This is a genomic window from Streptomyces sp. MB09-01 (genome assembly GCF_033794505.1).
Classification (GTDB): Bacteria; Actinomycetota; Actinomycetes; order Streptomycetales; family Streptomycetaceae; genus Streptomyces.
In genome coordinates this window covers 1-22,247 of sequence record NZ_JARAYQ010000062.1, presented here as the reverse complement: position 1 = coordinate 22,247, position 22,247 = coordinate 1, and the positions used below count along the sequence as shown (strand labels likewise).

The 22,247-nt window shown below is 70.9% G+C and carries 23 protein-coding genes, 1 pseudogene and 1 riboswitch; of the genes and pseudogenes, 13 read left to right on the top strand and 11 right to left on the bottom strand.

The genetic code is table 11. The features are described from left to right. Nucleotides 1-37: 37 nt before the first annotated feature. Complete coding sequence (locus PV721_RS15615; protein ID WP_319724469.1) at nucleotides 38-1,501, bottom strand: trehalose-6-phosphate synthase; 1,464 nt, start codon at nucleotides 1,499-1,501, stop codon at nucleotides 38-40. Nucleotides 1,502-1,550: 49 nt separating this feature from the next. After that, entirely contained in the window at nucleotides 1,551-2,528 is a 978-nt protein-coding gene (locus tag PV721_RS15610) for a glucosyl-3-phosphoglycerate synthase (RefSeq protein ID WP_319724492.1), read from the bottom strand. A gap of 185 nt (nucleotides 2,529-2,713) precedes the next feature. Continuing rightward, a riboswitch (SAM riboswitch) is annotated at nucleotides 2,714-2,870 on the top strand. A 17-nt stretch (nucleotides 2,871-2,887) separates the two neighbouring features. Between PV721_RS15610 and thrC the strand changes: the two genes are divergently transcribed. The 4 genes from thrC to groL all read left to right on the top strand — a co-directional run bounded on the left by thrC (nucleotide 2,888) and on the right by groL (nucleotide 7,071). Then, entirely contained in the window at nucleotides 2,888-4,162 is a 1,275-nt protein-coding gene (gene thrC / locus PV721_RS15605) for a threonine synthase (RefSeq protein ID WP_319724466.1), read from the top strand. Between the two features lie 36 nt (nucleotides 4,163-4,198). Continuing rightward, nucleotides 4,199-4,477, top strand: a complete 279-nt coding sequence (locus tag PV721_RS15600) for a MoaD/ThiS family protein (RefSeq protein ID WP_030718872.1) — start codon at nucleotides 4,199-4,201, stop codon at nucleotides 4,475-4,477. Nucleotides 4,478-4,891: 414 nt separating this feature from the next. Further along, a complete protein-coding gene (locus tag PV721_RS15595) occupies nucleotides 4,892-5,098 on the top strand; it encodes a cold-shock protein (protein WP_030009783.1) in 207 nt (68 codons plus the stop codon). Nucleotides 5,099-5,448: 350 nt separating this feature from the next. Next, entirely contained in the window at nucleotides 5,449-7,071 is a 1,623-nt protein-coding gene (gene groL, locus PV721_RS15590; protein ID WP_319724454.1) for a chaperonin GroEL, read from the top strand. Here the strand turns inward: groL and PV721_RS15585 are convergent. Next, entirely contained in the window at nucleotides 6,998-7,462 is a 465-nt protein-coding gene (locus PV721_RS15585; RefSeq protein WP_319724453.1) for a hypothetical protein, read from the bottom strand. The two genes, groL and PV721_RS15585, sit on opposite strands and share 74 nt — an antisense overlap. A 165-nt stretch (nucleotides 7,463-7,627) precedes the next feature. On the opposite strand from PV721_RS15585, the gene PV721_RS15580 reads away from it, so the two are divergent. Together PV721_RS15580 and PV721_RS15575 are read left to right on the top strand one after the other, a co-directional pair. Continuing rightward, nucleotides 7,628-8,227 carry a phosphoribosylanthranilate isomerase gene (locus tag PV721_RS15580; RefSeq protein WP_319724451.1) on the top strand — a complete coding sequence of 200 codons (600 nt, stop codon included), beginning with the start codon at nucleotides 7,628-7,630 and terminating at the stop codon, nucleotides 8,225-8,227. A gap of 84 nt (nucleotides 8,228-8,311) precedes the next feature. After that, a pseudogene (locus tag PV721_RS15575) lies at nucleotides 8,312-9,056 on the top strand (SDR family oxidoreductase). 37 nt (nucleotides 9,057-9,093) lie between these two features. Here PV721_RS15575 and PV721_RS15570 read toward each other — a convergent pair. Beyond that, nucleotides 9,094-10,677 carry a serine/threonine-protein kinase gene (locus tag PV721_RS15570; RefSeq protein ID WP_319724449.1) on the bottom strand — a complete coding sequence of 528 codons (1,584 nt, stop codon included), beginning with the start codon at nucleotides 10,675-10,677 and terminating at the stop codon, nucleotides 9,094-9,096. Nucleotides 10,678-11,294: 617 nt separating this feature from the next. Between PV721_RS15570 and PV721_RS15565 the strand changes: the two genes are divergently transcribed. Next, nucleotides 11,295-11,477, top strand: a complete 183-nt coding sequence (locus PV721_RS15565; RefSeq protein ID WP_319724447.1) for a S8 family serine peptidase — start codon at nucleotides 11,295-11,297, stop codon at nucleotides 11,475-11,477. 62 nt (nucleotides 11,478-11,539) lie between these two features. Continuing rightward, entirely contained in the window at nucleotides 11,540-12,943 is a 1,404-nt protein-coding gene (locus tag PV721_RS15560; RefSeq protein WP_319724445.1) for a PQQ-binding-like beta-propeller repeat protein, read from the top strand. On the opposite strand, the gene PV721_RS15555 is transcribed toward PV721_RS15560, so the two are convergent. Together PV721_RS15555 and PV721_RS15550 are read right to left on the bottom strand one after the other, a co-directional pair. Further along, nucleotides 12,930-13,154 carry a DUF397 domain-containing protein gene (locus PV721_RS15555; protein ID WP_319724443.1) on the bottom strand — a complete coding sequence of 75 codons (225 nt, stop codon included), beginning with the start codon at nucleotides 13,152-13,154 and terminating at the stop codon, nucleotides 12,930-12,932. The two genes, PV721_RS15560 and PV721_RS15555, sit on opposite strands and share 14 nt — an antisense overlap. Then, a complete protein-coding gene (locus PV721_RS15550) occupies nucleotides 13,138-13,974 on the bottom strand; it encodes a helix-turn-helix transcriptional regulator (RefSeq protein WP_319724440.1) in 837 nt (278 codons plus the stop codon). Before PV721_RS15550 ends, PV721_RS15555 begins: the two co-directional genes overlap by 17 nt. A gap of 115 nt (nucleotides 13,975-14,089) precedes the next feature. Here PV721_RS15550 and PV721_RS15545 point away from each other — a divergent pair, with 115 nt between their 5' ends. After that, nucleotides 14,090-14,311, top strand: a complete 222-nt coding sequence (locus tag PV721_RS15545) for a hypothetical protein (RefSeq protein ID WP_319724438.1) — start codon at nucleotides 14,090-14,092, stop codon at nucleotides 14,309-14,311. Beyond that, a complete protein-coding gene (locus PV721_RS15540; RefSeq protein ID WP_319724436.1) occupies nucleotides 14,308-14,967 on the top strand; it encodes a hypothetical protein in 660 nt (219 codons plus the stop codon). Before PV721_RS15545 ends, PV721_RS15540 begins: the two co-directional genes overlap by 4 nt. Before the next feature lie 31 nt (nucleotides 14,968-14,998). On the opposite strand, the gene PV721_RS15535 is transcribed toward PV721_RS15540, so the two are convergent. Continuing rightward, nucleotides 14,999-15,196, bottom strand: a complete 198-nt coding sequence (locus PV721_RS15535) for a hypothetical protein (RefSeq protein WP_319724434.1) — start codon at nucleotides 15,194-15,196, stop codon at nucleotides 14,999-15,001. Nucleotides 15,197-15,338: 142 nt separating this feature from the next. Between PV721_RS15535 and PV721_RS15530 the strand changes: the two genes are divergently transcribed. Next, nucleotides 15,339-16,757: a hypothetical protein gene (locus tag PV721_RS15530; RefSeq protein WP_319724432.1), complete on the top strand. Its 1,419-nt coding sequence runs from the start codon at nucleotides 15,339-15,341 to the stop codon at nucleotides 16,755-16,757. A 5-nt stretch (nucleotides 16,758-16,762) separates the two neighbouring features. On the opposite strand, the gene PV721_RS15525 is transcribed toward PV721_RS15530, so the two are convergent. Both PV721_RS15525 and PV721_RS15520 read right to left on the bottom strand, forming a co-directional pair. After that, complete coding sequence (locus tag PV721_RS15525) at nucleotides 16,763-17,353, bottom strand: GNAT family N-acetyltransferase (protein WP_319724430.1); 591 nt, start codon at nucleotides 17,351-17,353, stop codon at nucleotides 16,763-16,765. A gap of 117 nt (nucleotides 17,354-17,470) precedes the next feature. Continuing rightward, complete coding sequence (locus PV721_RS15520; RefSeq protein ID WP_319724428.1) at nucleotides 17,471-18,706, bottom strand: MFS transporter; 1,236 nt, start codon at nucleotides 18,704-18,706, stop codon at nucleotides 17,471-17,473. 207 nt (nucleotides 18,707-18,913) lie between these two features. On the opposite strand from PV721_RS15520, the gene PV721_RS15515 reads away from it, so the two are divergent. Continuing rightward, complete coding sequence (locus PV721_RS15515) at nucleotides 18,914-19,129, top strand: recombinase (RefSeq protein ID WP_319724426.1); 216 nt, start codon at nucleotides 18,914-18,916, stop codon at nucleotides 19,127-19,129. 296 nt (nucleotides 19,130-19,425) lie between these two features. Further along, nucleotides 19,426-19,569 carry a hypothetical protein gene (locus PV721_RS15510; RefSeq protein WP_319724424.1) on the top strand — a complete coding sequence of 48 codons (144 nt, stop codon included), beginning with the start codon at nucleotides 19,426-19,428 and terminating at the stop codon, nucleotides 19,567-19,569. Here the strand turns inward: PV721_RS15510 and PV721_RS15505 are convergent. After that, nucleotides 19,559-21,082, bottom strand: coding sequence for a PTS transporter subunit EIIC (locus PV721_RS15505; protein WP_319724421.1), 1,524 nt, complete (start codon nucleotides 21,080-21,082; stop codon nucleotides 19,559-19,561). The two genes, PV721_RS15510 and PV721_RS15505, sit on opposite strands and share 11 nt — an antisense overlap. 67 nt (nucleotides 21,083-21,149) lie before the next feature. Beyond that, nucleotides 21,150-22,073, bottom strand: coding sequence for an N-acetylmuramic acid 6-phosphate etherase (murQ, locus tag PV721_RS15500; RefSeq protein WP_319724419.1), 924 nt, complete (start codon nucleotides 22,071-22,073; stop codon nucleotides 21,150-21,152). Between the last annotated feature and the right edge of the window lie 174 nt (nucleotides 22,074-22,247).

Sequence of the window (22,247 nt, the reverse complement as noted above, 5' to 3'; positions counted from 1 at the left end):
GACGCGGGTGCAGTGCGGCGGCGCAGCCCCGCAGGGGTCAGGCCAGGAGGTCGGTCAGCTGGGCTGCGAACCAGGCGGCCGGGGGGAGGGCCGTGGCGGCGGCGGCCAGGCGCTTCGTGCGTTCCGCACGCTCGGCGGCCGGCATGGCCAGCGCCGCGTGCAACGCCTCGGCCGTCGCCGACACGTCGTACGGGTTCACCGTCAGCGCGTCCTGGCGGAGCTCCTCGTACGCCCCCGCCCCGGTGGACAGCACCAGCGCGCACCCCGCCTCCGACACCACCGGGATCTCTTTCGCCACCAGGTTCATCCCGTCCCGCACCGGGTTCACCAGCGCCACGTCCGCCATCCGGTACACCGCCAGCGACCGCGCGAAGTCGTCCTGCACCGACACCAGCACCGGCTGCCAGTCCGCCATGCGGAACTCCTCGTTGATCTCCGCGGCCAGCTCCCGGACCGACTCCGTGTACGCCCGGTACACCGCCAGGTCCTGCCGCGACGGGTACGCCGAGGCCAGGTGGACGACCCGGCCCCGCCACTCCGGGTGGACCGTCAGCAGCTCCCGGTACGCCAGCAGCCCCCGCAGGACGTTCTTCGACAGCTCGGTCCGGTCCACCCGGGCGATCGTCTTCAGGTCGCCGACCTCCGCCCGCAGCTGCGCCAGCTTCTCGTCCACCTCCGGCCGGTGCGCGAGCGCCCGCAGTTCGTCCGCGTCCACCCCGAGGGGGTACTTGGTCACCTCGGTGAACCGCCGCTTCGTGTAGCCGCGCCCTTCCGGGGCCGTCCGGCGGTGCCACACCCCGCGCTCCGGGCTCCCGCTCGGGGACGACGCCTCCGCGATGCCGTGCGCGTCGTCCATGGTCGCGCCGCTGATGAAGTTGGCCGCCCACTCCCCGGTGTGGAAGCCCAGCCGGTCCGCCCCGAGCATCCCCCACACCAGCCGGCTCCGGATGTCGTCCGGGAGCATGTCCATGAACTCCCGCGAGGCCCACGGCGTGTGCGTGAAGTGCCCGATCCGCAGGTCCGGCCGCAGCTCCCGCAACTGCCCCGGGACCAGTGCCAGGTGGTAGTCCTGCACCAGGACGCGGGCCCCTTCGGCCGCCTCCTGGGCGAGGGCGCGCGCGAAGGCCTCGTTGTACGTGACGTAGGCGTCCCACCGCCGCCGGAACTCCGCGTCGAAGACCGGCTCGCGCGGGACGTCGTACAGGTGGTGGTGGGTGAACCACAGCACAGAATTGGCGATGCCGTTGTAGGCGGCGTCGTACACCGTGGGATCGATGTCCAGCATCCGGACACCCGGCTCGGCCACCCCCCGGCGTACCGCCTCCCGGTCCGCCTCCGACAGTGCCGCGCAGATCCACAGCGCCCCCGGCTGTTCCGCGAGGGCCGCGGAGAGCCCGGAGACGAGACCGCCCCCGCCGCGCCGGGCCCTGAGGCCGCCTTCGGCATCGATCGTGTACGAGAGGGGGCCGCGGTTGGCGGCGACGAGTACCTGAGAAGCCATGCCGCGAACCTAGCCCGGCCCGCACTCGCTCAAACTTTCCACGCCGACGTCACGCCACGCGGCGCAGTGCGTACTCCTTGACGCCGAGCATCGGCGGCCGCTCCTCGGTGTCCACCGGGTACGTCCGCGGCACGAAGCCTTCCGGCCCCCGCTCGAACTGCGTCAGCTCCGGCCGTACCTGGGGGTACCCCCAGCGGTGGCTGGGGGTGTGCCCGCGCGACAGGCGCATAAGGGCGGTGCGGTAGATCGCCGCTGCCATCCGGCCCAGTGCCTGCCCGTCCTGGTGGCGGTGGACGCGTACGCCCACGTCCACCTGGGCGAGCGCGTCCAGCCCGACCGTGTGCAGCGCGTCGACCAGCAGGCCCAGCTCGACGCCGTACCCGACGGGGAACGGCAGCCGCTCCAGCAGGGAGCGGCGTACGGCGTACTCGCCGCCCAGCGGCTGGACGAAGCCGGCCAGCTGCGGCCAGTGCAGGTTGAGGAGGGGCCGGGCGACCAGTTCCGTGACCCGGCCGCCCTGGCCGGGGGCGTCGCCGAGCGGGCGGTCGTACATGGCCTTGACGAACTGCACGTCCGGTTCGGTCAGCAGCGGTCCCACGATTCCCGAGACGAAGGCGGAGGAGAAGTCCCGCAGGTCGGCGTCGACGAAACAGACGATGTCCCCGCCGGTGGCGAGCAGCGAGCGCCACAGCACCTCGCCCTTGCCGGGCAGCGCCGGGATCCTCGGCAGGATCTCGTCGCGGTGCACCACCCGGGCTCCGGCCTTCGCCGCGACCTCCGCCGTACGGTCGGTCGAGCCCGAGTCGATCACGAGCAGCTCATCCACCAGGGGGAACGGCAGACCCTCGATCAGCTCGCGCCGGATGACCTCGACGATCGCGCCGACCGTCGCCTCCTCGTCCAGTGCGGGCAGCACCACGCTGACCGTGGTCCCGGCCGCCCGTTTCCGGTCGAGCAGCTGGTCGAGCGGTCGGTCGGCGGCTGACCAGGAGCGGTCGGCCAGCCAGCGCTCCACCTCTTCCAGCACCCTCAGCACTCCCTGCTTGTCGGCGTTATCGGCCGTTATGAGATCCATCTCGCGGTTCGGACGGCTGTCTCAACCGCCCGGCCCTTCGGTTACAGTCTTGAACAACGCGAAGGACCCCCGCATGCCGGGGGTCCCCGCGTACAAACGCACCGGCGCGCCACAGAGCGCGTGTGCCGGTGCCATACCGCTCATCCAGAGGGGCAGAGGGACACGGCCCGTTGAAGCCCCGGCAACCCTCCAGTCGGTTCTCGCGATCGTTCGTCAGCGACGTCAGCGAGGTCCCCGGCTAGGGAAGGTGCCAATTCCGTCTCATGGCGAAGTGCGCCATGGGGAAGATGAGGAGAAAGGGCCTCGCCATCATGGCTGCACAGACTGTCGCCACCTCTGTCGATCTCGGACCTGCCAACGGTCTTTCCTGTCGCGAGTGCGGTACCCGCTTCGAGCTCGGCCCCATCTTCGCGTGCGCCGAGTGCTTCGGACCGCTGGAAGTCGCCTACGACCTCCCGACCGGCGACCCCGAGGCCCTGCGCGCCGCGATCGAGGCCGGCCCCACCAACATCTGGCGTTACGCGCCGCTGCTGCCCGTCCCCGCGGACGTGGCCTCCAAGCCGAGCCTGAACCCGGGCTTCACCAAGCTCGTGGACGCCGCCAACCTGGCCAAGGAGCTCGGCGTCAGCGGCAAGCTCTACGTCAAGGACGACTCCGGCAACCCGACGCACTCCTTCAAGGACCGCGTCGTGGCCATCGCCGTCGAGGCCGCCCGCGCCTTCGGCTTCACCACCCTCTCCTGCTCCTCCACCGGCAACCTGGCCGGCGCCGTCGGCGCCGCGGCCGCCCGGGCCGGCTTCCGCTCCTGCGTGTTCATCCCGCACGACCTGGAGCAGGGCAAGGTCGTCATGGCCGGCGTGTACGGCGGCGACCTGGTCGGCATCGAGGGCAACTACGACGACGTCAACCGCTTCTGCTCCGAGCTCATCGGCGACCCGCTGGGCGAGGGCTGGGGCTTCGTCAACGTCAACCTGCGCCCGTACTACGGAGAGGGCTCCAAGACCCTCGCGTACGAGATCTGCGAACAGCTCGGCTGGCAGCTGCCCGACCAGCTCGTGATCCCGATCGCGTCCGGCTCGCAGCTGACGAAGATCGACAAGGGCCTGCAGGAGCTGATCAAGCTCGGCCTCGTCGAGGACAAGCCGTACAAGATCTTCGGCGCCCAGGCCGAGGGCTGCTCCCCGGTGTCGACCGCCTTCAAGGCCGGTCACGACGTGGTCCGCCCGCAGAAGCCGAACACCATCGCCAAGTCCCTCGCGATCGGCAACCCGGCGGACGGGCCGTACGTCCTCGACATCGCCCGCCGCACCGGCGGTTACGTCGAGGACGTGAACGACGAGCAGGTCGTCGAGGCCATCAAGATCCTCGCGCAGACCGAGGGCATCTTCGCCGAGACCGCGGGCGGCGTGACCGTCGGCGTGACGAAGAAGCTCATCGAGAACGGGCAGCTCGACCCGACGCTGACCACCGTCGTCCTCAACACCGGCGACGGCCTGAAGACCCTGGAGGCGGTGGCCGCGGACAGCGGGCAGACCGCCACCATCCGCCCGAGCCTGGACGCGTTCCGCGCCGCCGGCCTGGCCTGACCATCTCCCCTGCTCTACCGGAAAGGCAGTAGCGCCATGAGCGTCAACGTCCGCATCCCCACCATCCTGCGCACCTACACCGGCGGTCAGGCCGAGGTGCCCGCCGAGGGCGCGACCCTCGCCGAGGTCATCCAGTCCCTGGAGGCGAGCCACCCGGGCATCGCCGCGCGCGTCCTGGACGACCAGGGCAAGCTGCGCCGTTTCGTGAACGTCTACGTCAACGACGACGACGTGCGCTTCGAGGGCGGGCTGGAGGCGAAGACGCCGGACGGCGCCGGCGTCTCGATCATCCCGGCCGTCGCGGGCGGCTGCTGATCCTGTCGCACCCTTTGCCACCTGATAGGTGACACGCGCAAACCGAAATTGCCCCCTCCGCTAAAAGCGGAGGGGGCAATTCTGCTTGATTGGGCGCGGTAGAGTTGGGGAAGTCCCCTCCGCCGGACTTGCCCGCTGCATATGAACGGGTCGCGTGAGGGTCGACATCGGGTCAATGTGCAAGTGCGGTATGGGGCTTTGGCGAGATATGTCGGGCCCGAGTTGCCCTGGAGTATGGCAAATTTTCACTCTATTTCAATGTTTCCCCGTGTCCAGAATTCTCGTCGGATTGACCTGTTGCAGACAGCACTCGCGCAGATACATTCAGCCTCGGTCGACGCGTTCCGACGCAAGTTCTGACCCGGGAACGCGAAGTGCGTTCCCGCGCAAGGGCCAGTAATAGGGGAGTTAGGCATGGCTCAGGGCACCGTCAAGTGGTTCAACGCGGAGAAGGGCTACGGCTTCATCGCGGTCGACGGTGGTGCGGATGTGTTCGTCCACTACAGCGCCATCCAGATGGACGGGTACCGCACCCTTGAAGAGGGTCAGCGGGTCGAGTTCGAGATCTCGCAGGGCCAGAAGGGTCCGCAGGCGGACATGGTCAAGCTCGCGCTCGGCTAGTCCTGGAGCGATCGACCACCGACGCACAGTGTTCAACGAAGACCTGCAAGACCATACGAGGGGCCCACATCCTGGACACGGGATGCGGGCCCCTCGTACGTGCGCCCGCCCCGGGCCCGGCCCGTGCCCGGCACCGGCGGGGCGTTGGCCCAAGCCGCTTGCACTCGGAGGGGTCGAGTGCTAATCATTGGCGTTAGCACTCTCCCGGTGAGAGTGCTACTGAACGAGGACCGGGTCGGTGAGGCCCGCAGGGTCCGGTGGGAAGGAACCGCCGGGCACGCAGGCCGTCCGTCGCGGGCGCGGGCGCGGTCCTGGGAGCAATCCACCGCTGTCCGGGAGGACCACTTCAGATGGCCAAGATCATTGCGTTCGACGAGGAGGCCCGTCGCGGCCTCGAGCGTGGGATGAACCAGCTCGCCGACGCCGTCAAGGTCACCCTTGGCCCCAAGGGTCGCAACGTCGTCCTTGAGAAGAAGTGGGGCGCCCCCACGATCACCAACGATGGTGTCTCCATCGCCAAGGAGATCGAGCTCGAGGACCCGTACGAGAAGATCGGCGCCGAGCTGGTCAAGGAAGTCGCCAAGAAGACGGACGACGTCGCCGGCGACGGTACGACCACCGCCACCGTGCTGGCCCAGGCGCTCGTCCGCGAGGGCCTGCGCAACGTAGCCGCCGGCGCCAACCCGATGGCCCTCAAGCGTGGTATCGAGAAGGCCGTCGAGGCCGTCTCCGCCGCCCTGCTCGCCCAGGCCAAGGATGTCGAGACCAAGGAGCAGATCGCTTCCACGGCCTCCATCTCCGCCGCCGACACCCAGATCGGCGAGCTCATCGCCGAGGCCATGGACAAGGTCGGCAAGGAAGGCGTCATCACCGTCGAGGAGTCGCAGACCTTCGGTCTGGAGCTCGAGCTCACCGAGGGCATGCGCTTCGACAAGGGCTACATCTCGGCGTACTTCGCCACCGACATGGAGCGCATGGAGTCGTCCCTCGACGACCCGTACATCCTGATCGTCAACTCCAAGATCGGCTCGGTCAAGGACCTGCTGCCGCTCCTGGAGAAGGTCATGCAGTCCGGCAAGCCGCTGCTGATCATCGCCGAGGACGTCGAGGGCGAGGCCCTGTCGACCCTGGTCGTCAACAAGATCCGCGGCACCTTCAAGTCCGTCGCCGTCAAGGCCCCGGGCTTCGGCGACCGCCGCAAGGCCATGCTCGGTGACATCGCCATCCTCACGGGCGGCACGGTCATCTCCGAGGAGGTCGGCCTCAAGCTGGAGAACGCCGGTCTCGACCTGCTCGGCCGCGCCCGCAAGGTCGTCATCACCAAGGACGAGACCACCATCGTCGACGGTGCCGGTGACAGCGACCAGGTTGCCGGTCGCGTGAACCAGATCCGCGCCGAGATCGAGAACTCCGACTCGGACTACGACCGCGAGAAGCTCCAGGAGCGCCTCGCGAAGCTGGCCGGCGGCGTGGCCGTCATCAAGGCCGGTGCCGCGACCGAGGTCGAGCTCAAGGAGCGCAAGCACCGCATCGAGGACGCCGTTCGCAACGCGAAGGCGGCCGTCGAGGAGGGCATCGTCGCCGGTGGTGGCGTGGCCCTGCTGCAGGCCTCCGCGGTCTTCGAGAAGCTGGAGCTCGAGGGTGACGAGGCGACCGGCGCCAACGCCGTGAAGCTCGCCCTGGAGGCCCCGCTGAAGCAGATCGCCGTCAACGGTGGTCTCGAGGGTGGCGTCGTCGTCGAGAAGGTGCGCAACCTTCCGATCGGTCACGGCCTGAACGCCGCGACCGGCGAGTACGTCGACATGATCGCCGAGGGCATCATCGACCCGGCGAAGGTCACGCGCTCTGCCCTGCAGAACGCCGCGTCCATCGCCGCGCTGTTCCTCACCACCGAGGCCGTCATCGCCGACAAGCCCGAGAAGGCCGGCGCCGGCGCCCCGGGCGGCATGCCGGGCGGCGACATGGACTTCTGATCGACCCCTGGCTCCGGCCTCTGGTTGATCGGCTGTTCTCGAACGAGGGCGGCACCCCCCACGGGGGGTGCCGCCCTCGGGCGTTTCCGGCGGCTTCAGAAGCCCGAGCTGTCGATGTCGAAGCCGAAGGGGTCCGGGATGGGGCAGGGACGCACCGAAAGGCACCGTCTTGCGGAACTGGTACCCGGTGCGGGGAGGAGTCCGAGAAGCAGGTGATCTCGGACGCCTGCATATCGGCGACGAGGTAGACGGGGACGAGCTGTCCGTACACGTCCAGCTTCTCGTGCCAGTCCACGTCCTTCGTCGACACCGAGGTGAACTCGGCCACCAGGGAGAGTGCCGCTCCGTCGACGTGCCTCCCCTCGCCCTCGAAGGCAGACTCGTCGACCACGTAGAGATCGGGGGTCCGGACCGACGACCTCGCCGACGCCTACCGGCGGGCCCGGTCCGCCGACGAGGCGGGCGCGGCCCATCTGGCGGCCGCGATCGGCGGGTCGGTGCCGGGCCCCGTGCAGGTGGGCCGCTGACGCGGTCCGGGGCGGCATAGGCTGGGCGCATGGCTGATCTCTTCGTCAAGATCTGCGGGCTCAAGACCGCGCGGGACGTCGATGCCGCGGTGGCGGCCGGGGCCGATGCCGTGGGGTTCGTGTTCGCGCCCGGCAGCCCGCGGACGGTCGATGCCGCCACCGCGCGGGAGCTCGCCGCGCGGGTGCCGGACTCGGTGCTCACCGTCGGGGTGTTCCGGGGGCAGGCGGTCGAGGAGGTGCGCCGGTTCGCCGAGGAGAGCGGCGTACGGGGAGTGCAGCTGCACGGCGAGGAGGCCCCCGGGGACTTCGCGGCGCTGCGGGCCGAGGGCCGGACGCTGCTGCGGGCCACCGCCGAGCACGTGAAGCGCTGCGGCGAGTACGGCGAGGACCTGCTCCTGCTCGACGCCCCCGACCCGGGCTCCGGCAAGCCGTGGAACTGGGGCTCGGCGGACTTCACCGCTCCCGAGGGGCGGTGGCTGCTGGCCGGCGGGCTGAACCCGGGCAACGTGCGGGAGGCGGTCGCGGTGACCGGGGCCTGGGGGGTGGACGTGTCCAGCGGGGTGGAGCGCGAACGCGGGGTTAAGTCGCCGGAGTTGATCCGCGCCTTCGTCGAGTCCGCGCGCGGCTAGCAGGGTCACCATATTTCTATAGTGGTCGTTAGGGAAATTGTGCTACGGTCTTTCTGTAGTGATCACTACGGAACTGGGGGATCCATGCAGAACAAGAACGCGCTGGTCACGGGGCGGCAGCAGGGGCATCGGCCGGGCCATCGCCGAGCGGCTCGCCGCCGACGGGGCCACCGTCGTGCTGACGTACGCGAACGACGGGGCGGCGGCCCGCGAGTCCGTGGAGCGGATCACCGGGGACGGCGGCCGGGCCCACGCGCTCCACGCGGAGCTCGGGCACCACGGGGACGCCGCCGCGCTCTGGGCGGCGTACGACGCGCTGGGGCTCGACGGGGTCGACATCATCGTCAACAACGCCGGCATAGGACTGCCCGTCCCGCTCGGCCGGGTCGCCGAGGAGGACTTCGACCGGGTCTTCGCCGTGAACGTACGGGCACCGTTCTTCGTCGTGCAGGAGGCCCTCGGGCGGCTGCGCGACGGGGGCCGGGTCATCAACATCTCCAGCGGCGCCGCCCGGATCGCGATGCCCGAGATCCTCGCCTACGGGGCGACCAAGGGCGCGCTCGACACCCTCACGCTCAACCTGGCGAAGGCCCTCGGCCCGCGCGGGATCACCGTGAACTCGGTCGCACCCGGCATCGTCGACACCGACGTCAATGCCGGCTGGCTGCGCGGCAACGCCGAGGCCGAAGCGCACGCCGCCTCGCTCGCCGCGCTCGGCCGGGTCGGGCGCCCCGAGGACATCGCCGACGTCGTCGGCTTCCTCGCCTCCGACGACGCGCGGTGGGTGACGGGACGGGTGGTCGACGCGACCGGCGGCGCGGGCCTCTGAGCCGCGTCCGGGCCGGCGGCCCGGCGGGGACGGACCGTCAGGTGGCGGGCATCGCCTGCCGCCAGACGGTCAGATCCCCGGAAATCCATTGGGGCATCCCCGCCACGTCCGCGGTCGACTTGAACTGGAGCACGTACAGCCCGACGTCCCCCGCCTTGTTCCTGATGCAGAACTGGCTGCCGCCCGCCGCCCCGGCCAGCGTCCAGCTCCGGTCGGTGGTGAGCGCCAGCGTGCTCCGGCACGAGTCGAGGGATCCCTGCGTCCCGCCGTACAGCATGATGATCGTGGCGGTGTCGCTCTCCAGGCTGCAGATGCTCCTCTTGCAGCTCATGCGTATCTCTCCGCTGCGGTCGTTGCGCACGAGCGTTTCCCCCAGGGTGATCGAGCTCTGCTCGTCGTCCAGGCGCAAAGCGGGGTACGGGTTCGCCTTGGGCGGCTGGGACGCGCTCGGTGTGGGTGGGGTGGCCGCGTCGGCCGAGCCCGAGGCGGACACGGCCGGGCCGGGGGACCTGGCCGCGGACGCCTCCCGGTCGAGCATCCGCTTCGCGGATTCCTTGACCGTCCAGGCCAGGCCGCCCAGCACCAGCGTTCCCACCGTCATCGCCGCGGTGATGGCCACCGCGGCACGCTTCCGGCTCTTGCGCCGCTCCTCCGGAGTCTGCGGCGTAGGCCCCCAGACCATCGGCGTCTCGTGCCCCGTGGCGGGCTGCAGGGCCGGATCGGGTACCTCCACCTCCGGCCCCAGCACCTCCCGCCAGACGGCCGGGCTGCCGCCGCTCGTGTCGTCGGCGTCCTCGCCCAGCTGCTGCCGGCACCACTCCACGATCTCCGTCGGGGTGGCCCGCTCCTCCGGGTCGGAGGCCAGGCACCGGGCGAGCAGCGGCCGCAACTGCTCCGGCAGCCGGGACAGGTCGGGCTCGGAGTGCACGATCCGGAACAGCACGGTCATCGAGGGACCGGTGCCGTACAGCGGCTCGCCCAGCGCCGCGTACGCCACCGTCTGGCCCAGCGCGAAGACGTCGGTGGCGGGTGTGGTCTCGCCCGCCAACGCCTGCTCGGGGGCCATGTACTGGGGCGTGCCGATGGTGCCGCCCGTGGCCGTGGGCGCGGTGGTGTCGGACGCCGTCGAGATGCCGAAGTCGATGACCCGGGGCCCGTCGGCGGCCAGCAGCACGTTCGACGGCTTGAGGTCCCGGTGCACGACGCCCTCGGCGTGGATGGCCTGCAGGGCCTCGGCGATGCCCGCCACCAGCCACAGGAGCGCGGGCACCGGCAGTGGTCCGCGTTTGGCGACGGCCTCCGACAGGGAGGGCCCGGGCACGTACAGGGTGGCCAGCCAGGGCGGAGTCCCCTCCGCGTCGGCGTCGATCACCTCGGCGGTGTACGCCCCCCGGACGCGCCGGGCCGCCACCACCTCCCGGCGGAACCTCCGCCGGAACACCGGGTCTTCGGCCAGCTCCGGCCGGACCACCTTGATCGCCACCGGGCGGCCGCCCGGCGTGTGCGAAAGGTAGACCCGGCCCATGCCGCCCGCGCCGAGCCGGGCCGCGAGGCGGTACCCGGCGACGGTCTTCGGATCTTCCGCGCGCAGCGGCTCGAACACCTCGGTCGCGCTGTTCATCGGCCTCCTCGATCCCCCCGACCCCCCCGATCAACCGATGAGTTGATCCGCATCACTTTAAGCAACGCGTAAGGGCGGTGAGTGGCCGGGGAGCCCGCACGGGGGAGAGGCGGGCGGCGAAGCCGTTGAGCGTCTTGCGGTACGTGCAGCGGGGTGATCCCGTACGCGTCCGCGACGGCGGCCGGGTCGAGGCCCGGGTGCACGGTGACGACGTACGTGGCGTGGTCGGCGGGAGCCGCGTGCGACAGGGGTACGGACTCGGCGGCGGTGGCTGCGGATACGGGCAGGCCGATGGTGACGGCGGCCAGGACGGCGTCGGCCACGGGCAGGGCTCGGCTCAGACGGTTGCGCATGGGGCGCGGCCATCACGCGCTGCGGTGCAGTTCAACGAGGTCCCGGGGTGAGGCGGGGGCACCGGCGCCGCACCGGCCGTGCGCTCCCCGGTGTGGGGGCGGGCCGTACGGGTGATCTCGCAGCGGCGGTGTTGCGCGCGCGGGCTGGGGCGCGGCCTTGACGGCACAGAGGGATGGTCCTCTTCGCAGCTCGTGCGACAGCGCGTGTTGATGCGGCGCCGGACGATCGGCCGGGGTGGGGGCGGCGGTTCAAGCCGCGTCCAGGTGGCACGCACGTCGATGGCCGCCCCGCACGTCGCGGATGTCGCCGCCCTCTACAAGCAGGCACACCCGACCGCGGACCCGGCGGAGCTCAACGAGTTCCTGGACGGCGAGTCCACCAAGGACGTCCTGAAGCGCGTCAGCAAGAGCAGTCCGAACCGGTTGCTGTTCACTGCCGGCCTCTGACCCGGACCGGGTGACCGGAACCCCTGATCGGCGAGCCAACTAGGCTGCGTCCAAGGGGGATCATGGACAACCACACATCTCAGGGCGCGCGGTGGCTGCCGCGCGCCCTGTTCGTCGCCGGCACGGCGGTCGCCGCCGTGACCGTGCTGTACCTCGTCCTGCTCGGCCGGACGGCCTTCGTCGACTGGACCCGGGGCAGGAGCTGGCTGCTGCTGATCACCCCGGTCTTGGGGCTCGTCGCGTACGTGCTGCTGGCCCGAGCCCGCGGTGGTGCCAGGGGTGCGCTGGTCTGGTGCCTCGCCGCGACCGTCGCGCTGGCCGCGCTGTGGCCCGCCTGGCAGGCGTACGCGTGGATGCGCGGCCCGCAGGCGTACGTGTGGACGTGGTGGCAGCGGGAGAAGCCGGAGTCGGCCCGGCCGATCGGTGCCTGGCTGCGCCCGTCGTCGGGGCTCGTACGGGTCCGCGCGGACGGCCTGAACCTCTACAACAGCGGGGGCCGCTCGGCCGGAGGGCTGGGCGCGGGCGGGGACGTCACCTTCTGCGCCGTGAGCCGGACCATCCCGAACGGCATCGGGCTGGTCGCCGCCGCGCGGACCCCGGCCGGCTGCGGCGCGAAGGTGCTGGCCGTGGACCTGGAGGACGGCGGGAAGCTGTGGGCCAAGGACCTCCCGGTGGCGCCGGGCCGGGACGCGGCCGAGGTGCCCGTGGCCGCGGTGGGCGATAAGGCCGTCGCCGTGGCGGAGGGCGCCCTCCTCGGCCTGGACCTGCGCACGGGCGACGAACGCTGGCGGGTCCCGGTACCGGCCGGCTGTCAGGTCCGCGCGCTCGACGGAGCCGAGGGCCGGGTGCTGTACGTGGAGGACTGCCCGGGCGGCGGCCCGGCGCGGCTGATCGCGCTGGACGCGCGGACCGGCACCCAGGCCTGGCAGAGCCCGCTGGGCACGGCAGGCCCGTCGGCGGACGTGCGGATGCTGTCGGCGCGGCCGATCGTCCTGCGTGCCGGGGGCTCGGTGCGGTTCTTCGACGACTCCGGGCGCGAGCGGGGCGCGGTGCCGGTGGCCGGGCCGCACGAGGACCTGACCGAGGGGCCCGCACCGGTGGTGAGCGGCGATCTGCTGATCACCCCGGTGAAGGGCAAGGTCCCGGGGCTCTCCGCGTATTCCGTGCTGGACGGCAAGCGGGTGTGGCACGCCGCGCTCGACGGTGCGACGGTCCTCGGGATCGTGCAGGGCCGCGGCCCGGGCGGGGTCGACGTGGTGACGTCGACCGCCGCGCGGACGCACCTGTGGCACCTGGACGGGACCACGGGCAGGGCGAAGGCCGAGCCCACGATCCTCCGGGACGTCCCGCTGGGCAGGCGGTTCGAGATCTACCCGCAGGGCCCCGAGGGCTACACGTTCGTGAACCTGGACCCGGCCGGCCAACTGCCGTCGTACGTGGTGCTGGCGCAGGTCAGAGGCTGGTGACGAACGCCGTCCAGGCGGTGTCCCGGAAGGTGAGGTGCGGGCCGTCCGGGACCTTGGAGTCCCGGACCGGAACCGTTTTGTTGCCGTGGGCTCCGCTATGGGTGGACTTCCGCCAGGTGGCCATCTCCAGGCAGTCGCCGCCGGTGCCGTCGCTGTAGCTGGATTTGTGCCAGATAGCAGCCGACAGGTCGTACTCACGCATGCTGGTCATGCTCGTAATCCTCCGCCGCGGACTCGATCATGGCCAGCGATTCGGTCGGTGACAGCGCGCTGGCCGTGAGGAGATCGTAGGTCAGCGAGTGACGGGCAACCGTGGCCGGATCGTCCAGCAGTACGCCTATCGCGTTGCCTTGAACGTAGGCGAGTGGAGGAGCGTCCTCGAAGGTCATCAACTTCAGGGTGCCTCCCATAGACGAGTGTGCTCCTGCACTGAACGGCAGTACCTGCACGAAGATCCGGCGCGTACGGATCAGGGTCGCGATGTGCCGCAGCGCCTCCGCCATCACCTTCTTGGTGCCGACGCCCCTTCGGATGACTGCCTCGTCAAGCACACACCACAACAGGGGGGTTGTTGGATTTGCCAGCAGCTTGGCGCGGTCCAGCCGGTTCGTGACCAGCTCGGCGATGACTTCGTCCGTGGCCGTCGGCTGATACGCGATGAAGACCTCCCGTGCGTACGCCTCCGTCTGGAGCATCCCGGGCAGTGCCAGAGGCGCGTACTCGCGGATCGTCTTTGCTTCGGCTTCTGCCTCGGCCGCCTCAGCGAAGTGGTTCGGGTACTTGGACTTGGCCAAGGCCCCGCAGTTGCGGACGAAGAAGCCGTTCGTGTCGAGGATGTCGTCTATCTGGCGCGCGAATTCGATGTGCATGCGGCGCGTGCCGGCTTCGAGCTGGCCGATGAACGAGCCGCTCACGAAGAGCGGTTCACCCAACTCGGCCTGGCTGAGTCCGGCTCGTTCGCGCGCCACGCGCAGCTCGGCGCCGAGCAGGGCGCGGGGTGAGGAGGAGGGATCGAGGTTCTTACCTGCCATGGCAACTCCCGGGCCAACAGGTGGGGTTGTTCTCGGTGCTTCCTTGAAAGGCTAGCCAGGGCGTCGCCACTCTGTGTGCAGAACCTGACCACTCAGAGTAGAAAGGTGACATGTCATGGTGCTCACGCCCACGGAACGGGTCCAGGCGGCCGAGGAGGCCGTACGGGAGTTGAAGGAGGCCCTCGGCGGGGTGGGTGTGGTCTTCCCCTCCCTGGACGTGGAACGGGTCTCGGCCGCCGGCAGCTACGGGCTGCCCCTGGTCGACCTGGGCCGCTGCAACCTGGACACCGCCCTCCGGCTGGCCGCCGTACTGCACGAGCGGGCGACGGGCGCGTGAGCGAGGTGGTCGACGCCGCCCAGTTCGCCTTCGAACTCGGCTGGAAGCTGCGCGGCTTGGAGGCTGCGCTCGGCTGTGGCGGGTGGAAGCGCAGGGGCACGGGACTTTCCGTGCGCGTGCAGTGCGACGAGGGCGGCGGGCAGTGGACCGCGGTCGGCGATGACGGGGACCGCCGGGAGAGGCGGTCGGCCGATACCGCGGACGAGGCGAGGGCGCTGGTGCACGAGGCCTTCGGGCTGACGGCCCGGCGGCCGCTGCCGCCGCTGCCGCCGGGCCGGCAGCGGTTCACGCTGATCCACTGCCCGCTCGGGGAACATCCGGGGTTCGACGATCCGCGCTACGAAGGGCTCAAGGCGAGGCCGCCGGAGGGGTGCGTGGTCGAGGACGTCGGCGGGTACCTCGGGCTCCGCTGCGAGCGGCCGGGCCCGCGGCTGCTGGATGCCGTTGCCGAGACCTGCCGGGAGATCCGGGCGGAGCACGGGCTGCTCATGTCCGACCTGGGCATCGAGAAGCTGTGGGAGTGGTCGCAGGACGGTGCGGACGGCTGGGGTGCGGAGATCGTGGGCCAGTTGCTGCTGATGGCCGCCGAGCGCGGCCCGAAGCTCGGCTACGGCACCGACGACCTGGTGCGGTTCCTGCGCACCGCCGCCGGCTGAGTCGCTTGCGGGAAGCGCGTGCGGCCGGCGCTCAGGTCTTGGTGATCAGCTCGCCGTCGTACGCGCCGCCTATGCAGATCCACTGGCCGGTGGCGTACTGCACCGTCCCGCTTCCGTCCACGCACGCCGGTCCGGTGACAGCCGGTAGGGCGGCCCGGGCAACGGGGGCCGTGGCACCGAGCACGGCCAGTACGAGCGCGGCGGTGAAGCCGAGAAGTCGTGTTCGCATGAGAACTCCCGTGGGGACGAGGGACGCCAACACCTCAACACCAGCGTCCCCCTGCGCCGCGCCGGGCGCACCCTGACGTGCGGGCACACGTGCAGTGCGCGCTCCGGAAGCGCCTCCCGTGGACAAGCGGCAGGCTGGTGTCATGGCCAACACGCGCATCGTGACCGTGGGAGCGCCGGATGACCTCGGCCTGCGGAAGGTTCTGATCGACGGCAGGTCGGTGGGCAGGGTCTGGTCCGAGGAGCAACTCAAGGAACTCCTCGGTCGTGAAGGTGTGGCGGAAGGACACCCCATCCGTTTTCTCGGTGAGGACGGCACTTACTGGCCGGACCATGCGCGGAGCCGACGGGCCATCGGCGGCATCGTGATTTTCGGCCTCCTCGTGACCGCATGTCTGCTGTTCCGGATCGGAATAGCGGACAGTGGTGATGCCCTGACCTACGGCGGACGGATCGCGGGATTCACCATTCTTGTCGTGGCCGCGGTGGAGGTGATCGCCGCCGTGGCCGCTGTCGACTTCTGGGAAATGCGGCTATGGCCCTATTCGGGGGTGGTCGTTCTGGTCGGAGTCGTCATCACCCTCCTCTGTAGCACTTCTGTCGTTCTGCTGCAGATAGGCGAGCGTTTCACCGACTACACCCTGATCGCGATAGGCCTCCTCGTCTGGTCTTCGGTGGTCCTGGTCGAACTGGCGAAATGCCGGGCGTGGAAGGGTCTCAGCATTCCGAGGAAAATTGCGATCGGGGTGATCGTTTCCACCCTTCTCGCCGTCGCCAACCTGGCGTATGCGCAGATCTATGTTCCCTATGTGACGACCCCGCTGATACAGAGCGGAGCCGAGTTCAGGGAGTCGAATCAGGAAAAGGCCGGCGCGTCGCTTTATGTGACGGCCCATCTGTACGTGAAGAACGCCGGACAGGTTCCCGTCTACGTCCTCGGCAGCATCTACTGGATCCATGGCGGACCTGCGAGCGGTCCCCCCGAGGTGAAGACCACGGACTACAAATTGATCTACGACGGCGAGTTCGTCACTCCGGTGGGCCGCGTGTTGAATCCTGGGGAAGAAGTCGCACAGGACGTGGTCGTGGAGATCAAGGATCCTGAGAGGCGCGGTTACGAGGCGATCAGGGCCCAGACCGAGGTGTACGTGATCAGGAAAGACAGAATGACGATGGCCAATGACTTCAAGCACTCCAACCTGGAGAAGTGGAGTTTCGGAGTGAAGTGCGAGGAAGGGGATCCGCCCGGTGCGAAATCAAGGTACTGGACCAACATTTCGAACAGCAGCGAAATGTTGAACGTGACCCGAGGTCGGCAGCGCATCACCGCATGGAGGGTCGACAGTGGCGACTGGCCACGTATCGATGTCCATGTGTCACCCCCGGGCGAACGGATATCCTTCATTCCCACAACGCCCTTGCAGAACCGAGAGGCCGCTGAGCGGTACGGCCTCTCGCAGGTGCCCGGCGTCACGGCGCAGACGCCCTACCGGGAGCTCCTGGAGAAGGCGCGTTCCAGCGAGAAGGGTTCCAGCGAGAAGGGCGCGAGCCCGCCCAAGTGATGCGGCTACACCGGGGAGTCGGTGCGAAGGCGGGCGTGAAGGTGCTCGTCGTGCCAGCCGTCCGTGTGCAGAAGGGCGCCGCGCATGGTGCCTTCCAGGGGGAACCCGGCCTTCGTCGCGACGGCGCAGGAGGCCGGGTTGGCCACGGAGTGGGTGATGCGGACGCGGTGCAGGCCGAGTTCGTCGAAGGCCCAGCGGGTGACGCGGTCCGTGGCCGCCACCATGACGCCGGTGCCGCGGCCGGCGGGCAGGAGCCAGTACAGGATCTCGCCGCTGCCACCGCTGAGGTCGAGGTCGGCCAGCCCGATCAGGCCGACGGCCGGGCCGCCGGCGGCGGGGGCGATCGCCCAGGTCGCGGCCTTCTCGGCCTGCCAGCGCTCGTGCCAGCGGGCGATCCGTTCCTCGGCCGCGGGCAGATCGAGCTCGCTCGGGCGGTTCCAGTGCCGAATGTCCGGGTCGAGGCACGCCTCCACGAGTGCGGGGGCGTCGTACGGGGCCCAGGGGCGCAGGCGCGTGCCGCCGGGGAGCGGCAGCTCCGGCTGGGGGAGGTCGCGCATTCGGCCGGCCGGGACCACGGGGGGTATCGAGTTGATCATGAATGCATCATGGCGCAGTCGTGCGGGGGGTTGGGGCCAGCCTCAAGATCGGGGCTCCGCCCCGGACCCCGCGCCTCAAACGCCGGCGGGGCTGCATTTGGGGCTCCGTGCCCCGGTTCACGGCTGGCGCAGGCGCCCGAGCGGTTTCAGGGCGAGACCCGTGGTCCCCGCGGCGCAGGCGCCCGCCGCGCAGACCGCCGTGGCGACCGCGGCGCCCCGGGCGTCGGCGAGTGCGCCGAGGGCGTTGTTGCCCCCCACCAGTGCCAGGCTCTGAACGAGCGTCAGCAGCGCCTGCAGCCTGGCCAGGTGCGTGCCCGGGGCGCCGGTCAGCACCAGCGGACCGATGTGGCACGCGAACATCCCGGAACCCGCACCGGTGACGATTCCCCCGGCCACGGCGAGGGCCACGCCGGCCTCCCCGGCCAGCGCCACCGCGGTGATGCCCGGCGCCGCGACACACAGCCCCAGCGCCGCACCCCTGCCCATCCGGCGCATCGTGCCCCGCCGCGAGACCACCAGCGCCACGGCGACCACCCCCAGGCTCTGACCACCGGCGATCAGACCGGCCGCCCCGGCACTCCAGCCGTGCTCCCGTGCCAGGAGCGGGTTCAGCAGGGACACCACCGGCAGGAGGAAGCACGCGGCAGCGGCCGTCAGCAGCAGGGCGGACCGCAGGACCGGATCCCCCGCGGCGACCCGCACCCCGTCCGCCGCCGCTGCCAGGAGGCCCTCCCCGCGAGGGGACCGTTCGACGTCGAAGGCCGGCCGGACGCGGACGAGCACGACGAGGACGATCGCGAAGGTGCCCGCATCGGCGAGCGCCGCGCCGGTCAGGCCGGCGGCCGCGACGAGTAGGGCGCCCAGGGGAGCCCCGAGCAACGAGGCGATCTGGCCGGCCGCCTGCTGTACGGCCAACGCCCGGGGGAGCTGCGCCTCACCCACCAGACTGCGGGGCATGGACCCGGCGGCCGGCAGGTAGAACGCGTCGACCGTGCCGACCACCGCCGCAACCGTGACGAGGAGCCAGGGGGAGGGGTCCAGGTGCGAGCTCGCGAGGGCCAGCGCGAGCGCGGCCGTGAGCATCACGGCGTCCCCGGCGAGCATCACCCTGCGAGCGCCGAACCGGTCGCCGACGGCGCCGCCCGGCAACAGCAGCAGAGTGCGGGGAAGGGTGATGGCGGTCAGGACCAAGGCGCCCGTCGCGCCGCCGTGGGCGCTGGCCGCCCAGCCGAGGGCGAAGTACAGGACGGCATCGCCGAGCAGCGAGGCGCGGGTGCCGGCGAGCCAGACGAGGTACGTGCGGGGAAGGGCCGGGCGCGCCGAGCTGCGGCGGACGGTGTCGAGGGGTGCCATGGCCGCTGACGCTAGGGCCCTCGACCAACTGGAGGGCAAGCTCCCGGGCTTCCTCAGCGGGCGTCAGGCCAGGGCCGGTTCCTTGGAGTGCTCGGACGCCGGGGTGGGCGGCGTCGGGTCGGTGTCGAGGTCCGTCAGCATCTGGTGTGTTAACTGCACCTTTATGGGACCCCCTGCCAGCACGAGCACGCCTGCATCCGCTGCCCCATGCTCCAGATCAACCCGAAGATGCTGCCGCGGCTCGCGGAACTGCAGAAGGACCTCCTTCTGCGCCGCAAGAAGGCCGAGGAGGAGCAGTGGCTCGGTGAGATCGACGGCATCGATCTGACGCTGACGTTCCTCCGCACGAAACAGGCTGAGGCGTCCAGGCTCACGGGACGGCCAGTTGTCGACCTTGGTCTCCCCCGTCCGCGCAGCCAATGATCGGACCTGTCTGTGCGTGGGAGGAGCGTCTACCCTGCCCGAATGCGCTACCTCGTTGAACCCTTCGCGCTCGGCGCGCTCAAGCGCGGGCGGTCGATCGAGCAGTTCCTCGGCCCTGCCGGAACGTCGGGAAATCCCGGTATCCGCTGGGCCGTGGTCCGACCCACTGCCGAGGGCTTCGCCCTCGTGGTCCATGAGGCGAGGACGTTAGTGACGAAGGGTTCTACGACCTGGTCGAGTTTCCGTCCTTCGAGCGCGAGGACGGTGAGGAAGACTTCGGCCGCCAGATCGCCGTCGTGGACGAGGCTCTGGCCGCCTTGGCAACGGCCGAGGAGAAGCTTGGAGCGGATCGCGGCCGGTGGGTCAACCAGGGCATGGCCGGGGACGACTACCGGGCCTACGTGCGCGCTGAACGCTCCACCGCGCCTCTCAGCGAGTGAGTACCGCCGATTCCGGCGCCTCCGGATCGGCCTCGTCCTTCGTTGCACTCGGTGCTTCGGCCGTCAGCGCTTCATCCTCGTCCCCCTGATTGAGTGAAGTGCAGAGAAGGCGGGTGAAGCCGAAGAAGTAGGTGGCGGCGAAGCCGACCAGGTAGCCGACGGCCAGGCCGCCCGCGTAGATGGCGAGGGTGATGCCGGGGTTCGACTTGCCGTCGAGCAGGGGGAACAGGGCCCAGCCCGACGGGCCGATGGCGGTGGAACCGAAGGTGACGCCGAGCTGGTTGAAGAGGCCGACGAAGGCGCCGCCGGCCGCGCCGCCGACGCAGGCGGTGACGAAGGGGCGGCCGAGGGGGAGGGAAACGCCGTAGATGAGCGGCTCGCCCACGCCCAGGAAGCCGGCCGGGAGGGCGGACTTGATGGTGGTGCGGAGCGAACCGTTGCGCGGGAGCCGGTAGTAGACGGCGATGGCCGCGCCGACCTGGCCCGCGCCCGCCATGGCGAGGATGGGCAGCAGCACGGTGTAGCCGGACTGTTCGATCAGCGTGGTGTGGATGGGGATCAGGGCCTGGTGCAGGCCCAGCATCACGAGGGGCAGGAAGAGGCCGCCGAGGACGAGGCCCGCGAAGGCGCCGCCGCTCGCGAGCAGCCAGTCGGCGAAGGTGCCGATGGCCGCGGAGGCCTCACCGGCGAGGAACATCAGGCCGTAGAGGGTGACCAGGCCCGAGAGCAGGACCGTGAGGGTGGGGGTGACGAGGACGTCCAAGGCCTCGGGCACCCACGTGCGGCACCACTTCTCCACGCGCACGGCGAGCAGGGCGGCGGCGAGCGCGCCGAGGACGCCGCCCTGGCCGGGGGAGAGCTGCTGGCCGAAGGCGTCGATCTTGGCGACGCCCGGGAAGACGATGATCGCGGCGACCGCGCCGCCCAGGATCGGCGTACCGCCGAACTCCTTGGCGGTGTTGTGGCCGACGAACACGGCGATCAGCGACATGAAGCCGGACGCGATGGCGGCGAGCGCCGGGACGACGGCGGGCAGCCAGCCCAGGTTCGTCAGCAGTCCGTTCAGGCCCGCGATGATGCCGCAGCCGATCAGCGCCGGGATCAGCGGGACGAAGATGTTCGCGATGCGGCGCAGGAGGAGCTTGAACGGGGTCGCGTTGCGGGCCTTCTGGGCCTCCTTCAGTGCCGCGCCCTGGGCCTGCAGTTCCTCCGCGGTGATGGTGTGCGGGGCGCCGGTGGCCGGGGCGGCCGAGCGGCCCTCCTCGACCAGCGCCTCGAACTCCGGGGTGACGCGGGCGACGGTGCCCGGGCCCAGCACGATCTGGTAGGTGTCGTCCTCGACCACGCCCAGGACGCCGGGCACGGCCCGCAGGGCCGCGTCGTCGACCAGTGAACGGTCCGACAGGCCGATGCGCAGCCGGGTCATGCAGTGCGCGATGGAGGTGACGTTGTCCGGGCCGCCGACCAGAGGAAGGATCGCGGCGGCTGTGGCGCGGTTCTTGTCAGTGGACATGTGGGGTCGCCTTGCGTTGGGGGATGCGGGCAGGGACAGCAGTGGGCCGGGGGGGCAGCGCGCCGGGTCAGCGGGCGGCGGTGAGGGCCGCGCGGAGGTGGCCGTGCGAGGCGGCGAGCAGTTCGGCGGCCTTCGGACCGTCGACGCCGGCGAGGATCACGAGGACGGCGTTCTTGACCTCGCCGCCGGTGGCGGTGAGCGCGGCCTCGATCTCCTCGTCGGGCGCCCCGGTGGCGAGCGCCACGATGCGGCGGGCGCGGGCGCGCAGCTTCTCGTTGGAGGAGCGCATGTCGACCATCAGGTTCCCGAAGGTCTTGCCCAGGCGGATCATGGTGATCGTCGAGATGAGATTGAGCACCAGCTTCTGGGCCGTACCCGCCTTCAGGCGGGTGGAGCCGGTGAGGAGTTCGGGTCCGACGACGACCTCGATGCCGTGCTCGGCGGCCGAGGCGAGGGCGGAGCCGGCGTTGCAGGAGAGCCCGACGGTGAGCGCGCCCCGCGTACGGGCGAAGACGACGGCGCCGATCGCGTACGGGGTGCGGCCGGAGGCGGAGATGCCGATGACCGTGTCCTGCGGGCCGATCTCCAGGGCGGTGAGGTCCGCGGCGGCCAGCTCCGGCGAGTCCTCGGCGCCCTCGACGGCCTTGACCATGGCGCAGGGGCCGCCCGCGATCAGGCCGACGACGTCGGCGGGGTCGGTGTTGAAGGTGGGCGGGCACTCGCTGGCGTCCAGGACGCCCATCCGGCCGGCCGTGCCGGCGCCCGCGTAGACGAGGCGGCCGCCCCGGGCCATCCGCTCGGCGATCGCGTCGATCGCGGCGGCGATCCGTGGCACCTGCGCGGCGACGGCGGCCGGGACGGTGGCGTCCTCGGCGTTCATGGTGCGGGCGATGTCGAGGGTGGGCAGCCGGTCGATCTCGGCGAGGTCCTGCCGGAATGCCTCGGTGGTGAGGGTTTCCAGCTGGGCGCGGAGGTCGGCGTACGCGGTCATGGGTGCAGCTCCCTGGTGGTCGGTGCCGGCGTGCGGGCTGGGCTTCGGGACTGGGGCTCCGGCCCGCGCCCCGCGCCTCGAACGGGGGCGGGGCGGAAGTACCGGGGCTCCGGCCCCGGCCCCGCGCCTCGAACGCCGGCGGGCTGGGCTGGGCGGGGCCGGATGGGGAGGGGC

Coding starts and splice junctions, on each gene's coding strand:
- PV721_RS15615 (WP_319724469.1), bottom strand. CDS start 1,501: ATGGCTTCTCAGGTACTCGTCGCCGCCAACCGCGGCCCCCTCTCGTAC.
- thrC (WP_319724466.1), top strand. CDS start 2,888: ATGGCTGCACAGACTGTCGCCACCTCTGTCGATCTCGGACCTGCCAAC.
- PV721_RS15600 (WP_030718872.1), top strand. CDS start 4,199: ATGAGCGTCAACGTCCGCATCCCCACCATCCTGCGCACCTACACCGGC.
- PV721_RS15595 (WP_030009783.1), top strand. CDS start 4,892: ATGGCTCAGGGCACCGTCAAGTGGTTCAACGCGGAGAAGGGCTACGGC.
- groL (WP_319724454.1), top strand. CDS start 5,449: ATGGCCAAGATCATTGCGTTCGACGAGGAGGCCCGTCGCGGCCTCGAG.
- PV721_RS15580 (WP_319724451.1), top strand. CDS start 7,628: ATGGCTGATCTCTTCGTCAAGATCTGCGGGCTCAAGACCGCGCGGGAC.
- PV721_RS15570 (WP_319724449.1), bottom strand. CDS start 10,677: ATGAACAGCGCGACCGAGGTGTTCGAGCCGCTGCGCGCGGAAGATCCG.
- PV721_RS15560 (WP_319724445.1), top strand. CDS start 11,540: ATGGACAACCACACATCTCAGGGCGCGCGGTGGCTGCCGCGCGCCCTG.
- PV721_RS15555 (WP_319724443.1), bottom strand. CDS start 13,154: ATGACCAGCATGCGTGAGTACGACCTGTCGGCTGCTATCTGGCACAAA.
- PV721_RS15550 (WP_319724440.1), bottom strand. CDS start 13,974: ATGGCAGGTAAGAACCTCGATCCCTCCTCCTCACCCCGCGCCCTGCTC.
- PV721_RS15545 (WP_319724438.1), top strand. CDS start 14,090: ATGGTGCTCACGCCCACGGAACGGGTCCAGGCGGCCGAGGAGGCCGTA.
- PV721_RS15535 (WP_319724434.1), bottom strand. CDS start 15,196: ATGCGAACACGACTTCTCGGCTTCACCGCCGCGCTCGTACTGGCCGTG.
- PV721_RS15530 (WP_319724432.1), top strand. CDS start 15,339: ATGGCCAACACGCGCATCGTGACCGTGGGAGCGCCGGATGACCTCGGC.
- PV721_RS15525 (WP_319724430.1), bottom strand. CDS start 17,353: ATGATCAACTCGATACCCCCCGTGGTCCCGGCCGGCCGAATGCGCGAC.
- PV721_RS15520 (WP_319724428.1), bottom strand. CDS start 18,706: ATGGCACCCCTCGACACCGTCCGCCGCAGCTCGGCGCGCCCGGCCCTT.
- PV721_RS15515 (WP_319724426.1), top strand. CDS start 18,914: ATGCTCCAGATCAACCCGAAGATGCTGCCGCGGCTCGCGGAACTGCAG.
- PV721_RS15505 (WP_319724421.1), bottom strand. CDS start 21,082: ATGTCCACTGACAAGAACCGCGCCACAGCCGCCGCGATCCTTCCTCTG.
- murQ (WP_319724419.1), bottom strand. CDS start 22,073: ATGACCGCGTACGCCGACCTCCGCGCCCAGCTGGAAACCCTCACCACC.